The 12,116-nt window shown below is 44.3% G+C and carries 10 protein-coding genes; 2 read left to right on the top strand and 8 right to left on the bottom strand.

What is annotated here, in order from left to right; translation table 11 throughout:
• Nucleotides 1-55: 55 nt before the first annotated feature.
• The 3 genes from F6K49_RS01355 to F6K49_RS01345 form a co-directional block, all read right to left on the bottom strand.
• Nucleotides 56-703 carry a nucleoside hydrolase gene (locus F6K49_RS01355; protein ID WP_293026318.1) on the bottom strand — a complete coding sequence of 216 codons (648 nt, stop codon included), beginning with the start codon at nucleotides 701-703 and terminating at the stop codon, nucleotides 56-58.
• The gene (locus F6K49_RS01350; protein ID WP_293026320.1) at nucleotides 664-870 is read right to left on the bottom strand and encodes a hypothetical protein; all 207 of its coding nucleotides are present in this window, start codon (nucleotides 868-870) and stop codon (nucleotides 664-666) included. Before F6K49_RS01350 ends, F6K49_RS01355 begins: the two co-directional genes overlap by 40 nt.
• Before the next feature lie 184 nt (nucleotides 871-1,054).
• On the bottom strand, nucleotides 1,055-2,740 hold the full coding sequence (locus tag F6K49_RS01345) for an EF-hand domain-containing protein (protein WP_293026322.1): 1,686 nt from the start codon (nucleotides 2,738-2,740) through the stop codon (nucleotides 1,055-1,057).
• Between the two features lie 321 nt (nucleotides 2,741-3,061).
• Between F6K49_RS01345 and F6K49_RS01340 the strand changes: the two genes are divergently transcribed.
• Nucleotides 3,062-4,078 carry a C-terminal binding protein gene (locus F6K49_RS01340; protein ID WP_293026324.1) on the top strand — a complete coding sequence of 339 codons (1,017 nt, stop codon included), beginning with the start codon at nucleotides 3,062-3,064 and terminating at the stop codon, nucleotides 4,076-4,078.
• A 157-nt stretch (nucleotides 4,079-4,235) separates the two neighbouring features.
• On the opposite strand, the gene F6K49_RS01335 is transcribed toward F6K49_RS01340, so the two are convergent.
• From F6K49_RS01335 to F6K49_RS01315, 5 genes are all read right to left on the bottom strand, one after another.
• The gene (locus F6K49_RS01335) at nucleotides 4,236-5,087 is read right to left on the bottom strand and encodes an MBL fold metallo-hydrolase (RefSeq protein ID WP_293026326.1); all 852 of its coding nucleotides are present in this window, start codon (nucleotides 5,085-5,087) and stop codon (nucleotides 4,236-4,238) included.
• 100 nt (nucleotides 5,088-5,187) lie between these two features.
• Nucleotides 5,188-7,110 (bottom strand): asparagine synthase (glutamine-hydrolyzing), encoded by a 1,923-nt coding sequence (asnB, locus tag F6K49_RS01330; RefSeq protein ID WP_293026328.1) that lies wholly within the window; start codon nucleotides 7,108-7,110, stop codon nucleotides 5,188-5,190.
• Between the two features lie 46 nt (nucleotides 7,111-7,156).
• The gene (locus tag F6K49_RS01325) at nucleotides 7,157-8,104 is read right to left on the bottom strand and encodes a hypothetical protein (RefSeq protein WP_293093560.1); all 948 of its coding nucleotides are present in this window, start codon (nucleotides 8,102-8,104) and stop codon (nucleotides 7,157-7,159) included.
• 428 nt (nucleotides 8,105-8,532) lie between these two features.
• Nucleotides 8,533-9,375, bottom strand: a complete 843-nt coding sequence (locus F6K49_RS01320) for an SDR family oxidoreductase (RefSeq protein ID WP_293026332.1) — start codon at nucleotides 9,373-9,375, stop codon at nucleotides 8,533-8,535.
• A 384-nt stretch (nucleotides 9,376-9,759) separates the two neighbouring features.
• Complete coding sequence (locus F6K49_RS01315; RefSeq protein ID WP_293093556.1) at nucleotides 9,760-10,530, bottom strand: iron-containing redox enzyme family protein; 771 nt, start codon at nucleotides 10,528-10,530, stop codon at nucleotides 9,760-9,762.
• Nucleotides 10,531-11,117: 587 nt separating this feature from the next.
• On the opposite strand from F6K49_RS01315, the gene F6K49_RS01310 reads away from it, so the two are divergent.
• On the top strand, nucleotides 11,118-11,882 hold the full coding sequence (locus F6K49_RS01310; protein ID WP_293026336.1) for a hypothetical protein: 765 nt from the start codon (nucleotides 11,118-11,120) through the stop codon (nucleotides 11,880-11,882).
• Nucleotides 11,883-12,116: the final 234 nt, after the last annotated feature.

The following is a 12,116-nucleotide window of genomic DNA, read 5'->3' as shown; positions in this document are numbered from 1 at the left end:
TCTTGAACAGGGCTCAAACCTTAAGGATGTGGTTTTTACTCAGGACTGAATTGCTCTAAATCAGTTCATAAAACAGTTTGAGGAAACGATCGGTATCCACATCTAAACAGGCTTCTACATTGGGAGGATAGGCGGCTTCATCCCGACGATCACGCAGATCGGCCAGGGACATATCAGAGGTAAATTTTCCTTCAGTTTCTACCACCATATACACCGATTCTGTAGAAACCAGGTTCGGATCAATGGCAACACCGACAGCTAATGGGTCATGCAGGTAGCAGCCGTGGAAACCTTCGTTTTCTCTATAGAATGCCATATAAATGCCTGTGCAATCGGCAATGAACTGAGCCACTGCTGACGGATGTTTCTGAGCGTAATTCTCTACATCTTTCCGGGGAAGGGGTGCCTTCATGGCCACATCCAAAGCTACTAGGGTCAGGGGAATGCCTGATTCCATAACCATTTGAGCCGCATCAGGATCCACAAAGAAGTTAAACTCGGCAGCAGCTGAAATGTTGCCCGGAACCTTCACGGCTCCACCCATGATCACGATGCGGCCTACCTTTTGCAGGGTGGTGCGATCGCGCTGCAGAGCTGTTGCAATATTGGTCAATGGTCCTAGAGCCACAATGGTCAAGTCGCTGCCATATTCCTGGGCGGCTTTCAGCAATACATCAACAGCATCTTCTGAAGAAGGCTCCATGGTAAGTTGGGGATACTTGGGCTGCCATCAGCATTTTTAAACTGATGCAGTTCTCCCAGTCCATCGGAGCCATGAATACCTGCAGCATTGAAGGGAGGACGAACCAGAGGTTTTTCACAGCCTTTTGCCACTAGGGGAGGCTGGTTTGGTTGAACAATGTCAATCACCCGCAACACATTATTAGCAGCTTGATGAAATCAATATTGCCAGCTAACACGGTGACTGATTTGAGCTCAATTTGTTCACAATTCAGAGCCATGATAATCGCGAGAGCATCATCAACACCCCCATCAGTACCCCCATCAGTATCGATAAATGGGACGGGCTTGGGAATTAAGCATTGTGTTCTCCTTACATTGCTAACGATGCCAGCTCATCCATCGACACCATACCATCTTTATCGACATCCAACACCTCAAACATCAGGCTAATTAATTCTTTCTGGGTGCTGCCTGTCCGTTCTGCCAATGCTCCCTGTACTTCTGCCGGGGAAATATAGCCATCTTGATTTTGATCGAGAAAGGCAAAGGCATTTTTGAAACCCTGTTTCAGCTCTTCTGTGGTCATTTTCCCATCGCCATCGGCGTCCCATTCCTCATAATTAATTAGGACTCTCCAAGCATCTTTCATGCAGCTTTCTACGATCAGGTTTTGGCCTGGAAGACATTGCTCCAAAGGTGGAGCACCACCGTTTGCGTTGACATAATCTACCAACGGTTTGATTTGATCGAGCCCCCTCAGCAAGAATTGGACAATACTGAGGGTGTAAATCTTTTGGGGGTCAAATGGGGCGTGGTTAATGCTGACAATTTTCAGACTGGGGTAGTCTTCAACTACTACATCAAGATCGGCATGGAGAAAATTGGATGCTTCCCGCTCGGGCGTGCCGCGAGTTTCGGTAATAGACTCTTGTAAGATGTACCCAGGCACCTGAATCAAGGCCATTTGGGTATCCAATGGCATCTCTTCCAACAAATCCCTATATCTGAACGATTCTCCCTTCTCATAGTATCGCTTACCCCGAACACATCCTCCCTGGATCATAACTAGATCGACATTTTTAAAGCTTTTCTTGATATAAGAACATAGGGTTGAGGCCACTTTTTCGGGTTGGAATCGCATCCGTTTAGAGGACATCGGTTCTTTCACCTCAAAAATTTCCACATCCATCAGCGAACCTAGAAAATTTTCGGTACTTTCTACAAACTTTTGGACCTTGGGATCGGCATCAAAATGGGTGGCTGGCAACAGATGAACAGCACTATGCCACTGCTCGGAAGCATCCCACCACACATCAACAACAACCACATTAGTAGCATCAGCACCAGCCTTAACAATCAGACTCCGCTCAATTTTCTCAATATAAATCTCATGCTCGTGCCCCCCAACAATTATAGGAACCTTACCACTAAGTTGGTCATCTTGCTCGATCCCCGTGGCTAGTTCCCGATCTTCGGCAATCGTCTGATGGGTCAGCGGAATCAGCATGGTTGCGTCATTGGAACACTTAGACCAGGTTTCTTTTAACGCATCAAAGATGGGTTGGATGGTTATGTTCGCCCCGGGTCGGAAAGTATTGATCTTACTAGTGCAAAATCCAGCAAAGGCAACTCTACGAGAACCTACTTCAACAATGTCATATTTCGGAAGCAGCTGACCACTGGCATCCACAATTGGCAAGTCCAAGATGTTGCTATTTAAGCATTTCCCTTCGTAGGTTTTGAAACGCTCACCTAGGACATCGACGGTAACATCGAATTCATGGTTGCCCAAGCAAATATAATCAATGTTGACTACCTTGAGCACGTCCAGCATGGCTTTACCGCCATCAAGTGAGGTAATTAAACAAGGAGAGAGAAAGTCTCCGCTGAGGCAGGCAATCACCACGGCATCTTCCGATGTTTCCTTCAGGGATTTAATCACTGTTTCCACGTAGGGATAATTATTGATGTCGTAAACATCATTGATCGAAATGATTCTGAGATAGTTGCCCACCGCCTCTCGGGGTTTCGGCAGATACAATCGAGGATTTGTCATTAGGGAAAGTAATTTTTAGGAATATTTCAGGAATATTCTATAGCAAAAGCGTCAACAAAGAGATCAGCAAAAATTATAATTAAAATAGTTTCTTAAGAATTCAACTGATGCTAGTGACGGCGTTGGTGAATACACAGATGAATCGGGAGCAGGCACCGGAACATCCCAATACTTGAGGTTTAGTCGTGATTTAGGAGTACCATACAACTAGAAATACTGATTCCTAGTTGTATGGTATCTTAATCAAGGTGCCTGTATTTGCTATTACCAGCATGGAAGCATTTTGACAGTTGCTAACGTATCATTTACCAAAAATCAAAGGTGAAGTCTAACTTTCGTGTAGCGATTATACATTCCCCGCAGGGTGATTATCTTCAGGAACCAGACATCGAGCAAAACGTTCTCCAACCTGAAGCCACGGTTGTTGTCCATCGAGCCGATCAGGCTAAAGAACTCATTGGTCGCATAGAAGATGTTGAGGCAATCATATCCTGGCACAAGACACCCCTTGATGCAGATATTCTGGGAAGATTGCAGTGTTGCCGTTGTATTGTACGGGCAGCTGTAGGTTTTGACAACATTGATCTTGCTTTTGCTGCCAAAAAAGGTATTCCAGTGTGTAACGTTCCCGACTATGGAACAGAGGAAGTTGCCGATCACACTCTTGGTTTAATTCTGGCTTTAGTACGTAAACTTTTAATTGTTGACAAATATGTTCGTAACCAAGGATGGGATTGGAACGCTGTCGGTAGTGTGCCTCGCCTTCGAGGTATGACTTTGGGTATTATTGGGTTCGGGCCCATTGGGAGCGCTGTAGCTAGACGGGCTCACCCTTTTGGTCTCAAGGTTGCCTTTTATGATCCCTATGTGCCGAGGGGGACAGCAAAAGCTCATGGTGTAACTCGCTGTGAAACACTAAATGAATTAATAGATGCTGCTCAAATCATCACTATTCATACTGCGCTCACCAGTGAAACACGGCATCTTATTGGTCGAGAAGAGTTGAAACGTATGACTCCTGAAACGATACTCATTAATACGGCTCGTGGGCAAGTAATCGATCAAGAAGCACTCATTGAAAGTATTCTATCAGGTTCTATTGGTCAGGTGGGGCTAGATGTTTTGAGTACTGAACCAAATGTACCTGATGAATTACGAACTTCTGAAAAAGTCATCTTGACAGCACATTCAGCATTTTATGCTGACGCTGCTGAAGCAGAACTCCGTTTCAAAGCAGCTACCTTTGTGCGCATTTTCCTATTTGGTCAAGAGGTACCAACTATAGTTAATGGTGTTTCTAGCAAAAATGACTTCCACCAGCAAATAACTACTATCTAACCAGGGTAAACCCAAGAATCAATAAGGAGGGATTATTATCAACAATATTGATAAAAACATGTAAGAGTGCTGATCAATCTTGGCTTATTATGGTCATAATCCTTGCCCTATATCACATTTTAGCTCAATTTTTATTGGGCTTACCCTGCGGTAACTATTAAGCAATTTCTACCTTCCAAGCAGTTTTATGTTTGGTGACACTAACTGGTTTAGGAGCGCTCCAATGAGTACCAATCACTAACATGTCCGTATCCCCGACACGCTCGAGAAATTTTCGTCGAGTAATCTGAGCTTGCTCGTGAGAACTATCAGCAACACATTCCCATTCTGGGTGGGCGCATTGGCATGGGTGATGCATAACGTCCCCTGTAATCATCGCCTCCTGACCTTGGGAAGAAATAACCACGCTACAGTGTCCGGGAGTATGACCAGGAGTGGGAAACAATTGCAATTCAGGGGTAATTTGATAATTACAATCGACTAAATCAACCAATCCCGCTTCAAAGACTGGGGCGACAGAATCCCCAAAAGCCTTTACCCAAAAATCCTCTTTCTGAGTGCGACAGTGTTCAAATTCAGGCTGTGTAATCAGATAGCGGGCATTCGGAAATGTCGGAATCCACTCACCATTGACTTTCATGGTATTCCAACCGATATGATCGTAATGCAAATGGGTGCAGACTACTATATCCACCTCTTCACGCTTGAAGCCAGATTTAGCAATATCTTCTATAAACGGCCCATTGAGCTGATTAAACGCTGGTTCTGAGCGTTGTTTGTCATTGCCAACACAGGTATCAATGATAATTTTATGCCCATAGGACTCAACTAGAAGTGCCTGAACTCTAAACTTAAGCTTGCCGTCTTGATCAACAAAATGGGGTTTGAGCCAGTCGAAGTCAGGAGCTAAGTTTTCTGGAGTCGCATCAGGTAGGGTAAATGATGGATCTACCGAGAGATCCAGTTCAATTACTGGTGTAATGAAAACATTCCCAATTTTCCACGCCATTATCTCTTTCCTACAGAAAAATTACGACTGTTGCTCAACCATCGCGATTTCGATTTATTGAGCGTTCACGTTCAGAGCGGCCTTAGCATTCCTAAGACCATTAGGTCAGCCCAAACCTTTTTTGTATGATACAGCTACTCACCATCTTCATTAAAATTGGGTCGATGCTAATGCGTTGACGTTCATCCATGTCAGGTATTTTATCAAGCAACTGAGTGACAGGTGATTGATTGTAGATAGATGCTAGATCTGAACTACGAAGTATATCCTGAGTAAATTGAAATAGTCCCTTGTTGAGTTTCAAGGTTGAAGGGGGAGCTAGAAATGGATGTTTTTGACGATGGTAAACGGTATCCGTTAGAAATGGGCGTGCGGCTTCTCGTAAAACATATTTTTCAGTCAAGCCACGAATCTTCATGGAAATAGGCATACGGCAAACTAATTCAACTACTTTATGATCTAGAAATGGTAGCCGCCCTTCTATGGAATGAGCCATTTCTACACCATCCCCTAGCACTCTAAAAATATTATTGGGCAACAGACTCTTTGCCCACAAATATAAAGATTTATGGACTGGTTCCCATTTAGAAAGTTGTCCAGAGGTATCTATCGGCTCCAAAAAGCGTTGGTAAGTATCCTCATAGCTAAACTGATCAACCAACTCAGGCGAGTAAAGAGATAAAAACTGACGATGCCATACTGCTGAAATTTCCATCCAAGCTGGTATAAATCCTAATTGTTTATCAACACTAGCTAATTTCTTAGTCCATTCCCCCTCAGAGAATAAAATCCCCGCAGATACTTTATTGCTTTGCTTTAATTGTTCTAGCAGATTTTTAATCGTCTGCTCATCTTGCCTTTCTGCATTATGACGCCACATATCTTGGCGGAAATGGGCATATCCTCCAAATATTTCGTCTGAGCCTTCCCCCGTCAGAACAACTTTATAGCCAGCGTCCCGTGTTGCTCGACTCAAGAGATACTTGGCTGTCCCATTAGTGTTGTTGCATAACATTTCACTCTGATAAACTGCATCCGCAAAATTATCAATCAGGTCAGAGGGCCGGATTTGAATAACCTCAAGTTTTGCTCTTGCACGTGCTGCGGTCTCAATTGCAATCGCTTTTTCGTCATAAATATCTTGCTCAAAGCTCAAGGTAAACGCCTGAATCGGCTCAGGTACGTGGATACTAGCCATTCCTAAAACCGTAGAGGAATCAAGTCCACCGCTGAGATAGCAACCAACAGGAACATCAGCCTCTAACCGAAGTCGAATTGCCTCATGTAACGTATCGCGGAGCTGTTCAATGTAGTCTTCTTCAGACCTGTGAAACTGGGAATCAGTAATTTGAGGGTAATCAAAATCCCAATACTGCTGCAACTTTATACCAGAATGAGAGGCCATCAGAAAATGCCCTGGCGGCACTTGATACACATTGGCAAACAAGGTGTGATTGTGGGCTAAAAGCTCGATATTTTTGAGTACCAATGCTTCTCGATCCCAATGAGCGGGCACACCAGCGGCAAATAATGCTTTAACTTCAGAGGCGAGATAAAGAGTATTACCATGAACAGCGTAGTACAGGGGCTTAATGCCAAAGCGATCTCGAACGGCAAAAAGTAACTCCTTACGCTGATCCCAAAGCATAAACGCAAACTCTCCTCGGAGGTGCTGCAGACACTCTGTTCCGAATTCATCATATAAATGAAGCGCGATTTCACTGTCAGATTGGGTTAGCAGTTGATATCCCCATCGCCTCAAATCCTGCTGTATCCGCTCAAAATCATAAAACTCTCCATTGACTATGATACGCAGTGTTTCATCTCTGTTGGCAATCGGTTGTTCTCCACCTGTAAGGTCAATAATACTAAGTCGTGCATGTCCCAAACCCACTCTACCTTCAGGGGAAATCCAAATTTTTTGTCCATCTGGACCTCGATGGTTTAAGTGTTCTATCCCCCGTTTCAAAGATGACTCGGAAATTTGCTCTTGTGTTGACAACATTGCGACAATACCACACATAAATAATGTTCCTCTCTTGCTATTGCCTTAAAAATAATTTTTCTTGTTAAAAGCTTTTTGCTTGTGCCGACAATGCTTTAAGATGCTTCTCAAATTGTTGCGTTAAGCTCGATTCGTCGAAAAGGATTCTTTTGACATGTGTATCTATCTCTACACCCTCTGATTGGGCTTCGATCAATCGTTCCTTCAGATTCTCAAGAGTTATAGCATAGGTATGCAGGGAATTCCTGGTAAATCGAGCACTCAACGCATTCTCACCAAACAAGAAGAAACGAACCGAGGCATCGAGCCATCGTACCGTTTCAAACAGAGAGTGCCTCCTTTGAGCTTCCTTAGAAATAGTCGATAGCTGGCGCAAACTGTTGATGTCACAAATTCCACCATCTAGAACGAGATTTTGAGGCATTAGGCAGTGGCCACAATTCCAAGAACAAGGGTCCGTTGCCGTGTACCCAAGAGCTAACATCCGACTAACAACTTCAAACCAACTCGAAATGAGCTTATCAGGCTCTGGGATTTGTTTAAGGAGAGTCTGCTTCCGATCGTCGTAGGAGATATTTCCGAAGATAACCGGCAGATCTAGATGAGCCATCCGATAAGGTACGGTAGGATAATAGTAGATATACACTCCTATGCCATCGTCGAGCCTCCGAAGTTTCTGAAGAGCGGTCGGAGAAACCAGTTGTCGCAGAATAGTTTTCACTTTCTCTATTGTCTCGTCGGGCCAACGAAAGATGAACAAAGGCAATGGAACATGCGCGATCTCCCCGAATACTTGTAAGTGCTTCTCTTGGAAATCGAGAGCTTGTAGCGCGTCTTCTTTGCATTCATCCAACTGGACTACACCTGGCATTTTGCCCTCTCCCACTAAAAACAGATGTAGTCTGTCCATCATTACATTGACCGAGGTAGATACACCAGATAAAACACCAGTTTCCAGTTCCCATACGGAGGACTCTTCTACCAGTTTCTCAAATGTCTCGCCAAAGTTCACTGCACAAGGTTCAGCACCCTTGATGGCTATACAGCCTGAGTATTTTGCATCAGTAGTAGTGGCATCTAAATTCAAATAGATTGCCCTTGAATGGCGCTCAGGGCGCACAAAAGGGTCAAAAAGACCATAGTGAACCTGTCTCTGAGCAGGAACATAACGTGATAATAAGCTGTACAGGTCCTCTGCAATAATATTTTGCCTAACAACCTCCTCGAAAAGTCGAGGGGCATTCTCCTGCAAGGACCATATTCTTTCCGGACAAGTAGAAAGGATATCAGCATGTTCTAGAATGGCTTGCAAATGCACACTTGATGTCATTTTTTTCTTGGCACTTCTATTATTAGAATTATCTCCATTGATGGAGATAATCAAGTTAACACTTTGTTCGAGTAATCATGCGTTCGCCTCATAACTTTGTCCCCTTTTTGCTATAATTTCCCTTCAAAGTTAATTCTTCGGGAAGCATCAGCATAAGCACTTTTCAGAGGAACCGTCAGTTTCCCTCCATCGATAGTAATAGTCTGTCCAGTCATGTAATTCAGCCGATCGGATGCCAAGCAAGTCACTAAAGCGGCGATTTCTTCAGGTTCGCCCATACGTCCCATGGGAACGCCAAACGTGAGCCTGTCTTTGGCAGCTTGAACCGTAATTTCCCCGGCAGCCGCCATGTTTTCAGCTAAGTTCAGCATAGCCCCCGTACCAATTACCCCTGGACAAACGGTATGAATAAGTACATTATGCTCAGCCAACTCCGCTGCGATCGCTCTGCTAAAAGCAGCTAATCCCGCTCTGAAGGTAGTAGAAATTAACAGATCGCCTCTTGGCTGTTCTACTGCACTGGTGGCGATATTAATCACCCGCCCCCAGCCACCCTCGATCATACTGGGTATGACTCCTTTGGTGAGTCGAATCGCACTCATCAGTACCAGTTGGTAAGCACGATCCCAATCTGACTCGCTCAATTGGGCAAGACGACCTGCTGGTGGGTTCCCTGTGTTATTAACCAAGATCTCGATAGAGCCTAGGTTCGCTTCTACAGTTTCTAGAAGTTTTTCTATATCCTGTTTCAAGCTCAAATCTGCTACTACACTGATTATCTTGGCGTTAGTTTCAGCTTCTAAGGTTTGACGAGTTTCTTCAAGGCACTTCTGGTTTCGGCTGCATATAGCTACACTAGCTCCTTCTTGAGCCAGAGATTTAGCAATAGCTTTTCCCAGTCCTTGACTGCTAGCACAGACTAAGGCTACCCGATCTTTTAATCCAAGATCCATGATTTAATTCGATTACATTACCAGGTTATCTCTGTGCTGTCATGCTCAGACATTCAAGGGTATAACCAAACTCTACAAGTGACTCCAATCGCCCCTCACTCCCTTCAAAGACTGGTGATTCTAAGTGGATGCTTGATTGCTATAGCGCAAGGCAAAAGGCAAAAGGCAAGAGGCAAAAGTTCACGTGCATTAGCTTTTCAGCTTCTATCAATGTCCTAACTTTAATGCGTAGTGCTATACCATCCGCCCAGATAGAACTCAGATCTTGACAACTATAACGTTAGTCCTCTCACCACACCAATTGAGCGTTTAGAGACTACCTGGGGGAGGAAGGGGGTCAATACCACCCCTGATTAGGGAGTATCTTGGTCAGTCCTGAAAGTTTTAGATTTTAGGCATTAGAGCTTCACCAAGCCCTGCTCCAATCTTGGTAAATTGCCCGACACCTGAGTTTGAGTTTTCCTGATGAACAACCCCCCAAAAATGATTCCAGAATGAGATGGTGTAATGGAATTTATCCAGCATCGACTTAATCTGGTAATCGTAAGCGCAGGAATTCATCCCCAGTGTAATCGCCCTTCTAATATGAGCTGGCTCTACCTTGAAGTGTTCCTGGAAATAAGGTGTCTGTCGTAATTCCTCCCTGGAGGATGCCTGGGGCTTCAAACACTCAAAGACATGGGAGATATTGTGTTCCGCCAAAAGCTCGAAGCCCAAGAAAAAACCGGCGATCTCATGATCATTCTTGGCGCTGAGAAGCTGTTGTTTTAAGGCTTCCAAAACCTGATCAATATCAAGGGTTGGATAGCTAAGGATGGTGTGTTGGTCAAGGCCCGCCTCGGCCAGTGCCTCTAGCAGCAGCACTGAATGAACTTGCTGAGGATCACCGCATCCTAATTCTTCATTGGCTGTCTGGGCAATATAGCAGCGATTGACAGGATTTTCTAACAGAGGCAGTGCCAGACACAAAAAATCGGCGGCAAAAACACTGAAATGATACCAGCAAGCTGCCAGTCGCAGAGGGGATACCCTTTCTCGCACTAAAGCCAGTTCCTCTGGCGCAGCATTAGCTAGCCAAGCATGTTTGGATACTAGGCCGTGTAGATGAGCTTCCCAAAGTTCTAGTGTGCTACTGCTTTCAGTGGTTTTATTCATGTTTTTAACAACTTTAGCTTCTTTTAGCACCATGAATTATTACATCCATGACTTTCGAATCATACCAGCCAACTTCGGTTTTGCAAAATTTTTTTTGATAAATTTTAGTTTTGCTCCCGACTATGGGGACTATAAAGTTACCGAATATTTTCGTTATTGTTTGGGCTGAAAGCTAAGAGGGGTAAAGCTTTCGAGTGTATTTTGAGATCTTAATTTCATGGAAATCAATAGACTAAATATACGAGAGATATATAAGAGCGTACGGGCTTCGGAGCAAATCTCTACTTCCTTAACATAACGTTAAGGAGCTGAACGTGCTGAAGCTAACTGACCACAGTTAAAGGCACGGGAAGCGCGCCCAAATGGTCTTACCCTTCAATAAATGGGGATAGCTCCCGAGCACCTTTCCTAATTCCGTGTTTGTCGTGATTTAGGAGTACCTGTAGTCTATAAATACTGATTGCTAGTTGTATGGTATCTTGATCAAGGTGCCTGTCTTGGCTATTACCAAAATGGAAATATCTCGACAGTTGCTAACGTATCGTTACTAAAAAAATCCAGGGTTAAGTCTAACTTGCTTTATGACAATGCAACAAACTGTTTCGGTTTTGACTGCTAGGTCTATTCTTGAAGGCATTGACGCTGTTGCCATTGACCAACTACCCACGGTTTGGCAAAAAATTGCCAGTGGTGAGGCAGAAGTAGGACATCCTGACCTTGAGTTCCTGATTGCTTTGGCTCAATTGTTTCTAACCAAGGCAACTGATGGCAGCCCAGAAATTTTTGAGCAAGGTTTCGATTGCCAGTCTCTTTTTCAGAAGGGAGCTTGGGATACTTTAGAGTTCTTTGGTGCTGACTATTTGCTGTCAGCTTACCCAAATTTTGAATTAGCCAAGACTACTGCTGTGGCAACAGATGGTGCCGAACGGGTGGTCGCTTTTGTCGTAGACGTGTTTGAAGAGTTCAAATATGAATTACCAGCGTCTTTCTATCAGATGCTTCTGTGCCCGATTGAGCGTGACTCGATCCTAGAATCACGAGCTATGGCTTTTGATGTGCGCATGCAGGGTGTCAAACGTCCCTACGATGCCTGCCTTCACGCCTTCAATGTGACGCGGATGCTGATGTTTGTCCAGAGTAAAGCTGCTGGTCACGGTCTTCTGCTCCAACACGGGTGCGGCTGTAACTCTCATCTAACGGACATTCAGTCGGCTGCACCTAGTTCAATAGTCCAGTACTCATTTGAGGATCACAAAACTCGTAAAAAAGCAATTACGGCTTACATCTGGCGCATGTGGAATGAGTACATGCTCTTCCCCATGTCCGTTCAGTCACAAACTCTAGCACTATAGGTTTGATAGATACTGCCTTTGAGAAGCATTGCCACTAGAGCTAATTTCTCAACAGAACGTTAAGGACAGTATTCGGTGCGTTCCTAAAGCGTGCCCAAAAAGCGATCGCAGGTTTGCTTGAGCCTTGGTACATCCTCCAGGGGTTCACCTCTGTGAGCTGATTTGATGATTGGAATGACTTGATCGGCTCAGGTGAATTAAGCGATCGCTTTTCTAGAAAAACGATTGATTAAT

The sequence above is a fragment of the Moorena sp. SIO3I6 genome, assembly GCF_010672095.1.
Note: the sequence above shows the minus strand (reverse complement) of the source record. Positions and strands in the feature narration are given on the sequence as shown.

Coding starts and splice junctions, on each gene's coding strand:
- F6K49_RS01310 (WP_293026336.1), top strand. CDS start 11,118: ATGCAACAAACTGTTTCGGTTTTGACTGCTAGGTCTATTCTTGAAGGC.
- F6K49_RS01320 (WP_293026332.1), bottom strand. CDS start 9,375: ATGGATCTTGGATTAAAAGATCGGGTAGCCTTAGTCTGTGCTAGCAGT.
- F6K49_RS01335 (WP_293026326.1), bottom strand. CDS start 5,087: ATGGCGTGGAAAATTGGGAATGTTTTCATTACACCAGTAATTGAACTG.
- F6K49_RS01345 (WP_293026322.1), bottom strand. CDS start 2,740: ATGACAAATCCTCGATTGTATCTGCCGAAACCCCGAGAGGCGGTGGGC.
- F6K49_RS01355 (WP_293026318.1), bottom strand. CDS start 703: ATGGAGCCTTCTTCAGAAGATGCTGTTGATGTATTGCTGAAAGCCGCC.
- F6K49_RS01315 (WP_293093556.1), bottom strand. CDS start 10,530: ATGAATAAAACCACTGAAAGCAGTAGCACACTAGAACTTTGGGAAGCT.
- asnB (WP_293026328.1), bottom strand. CDS start 7,110: ATGTGTGGTATTGTCGCAATGTTGTCAACACAAGAGCAAATTTCCGAG.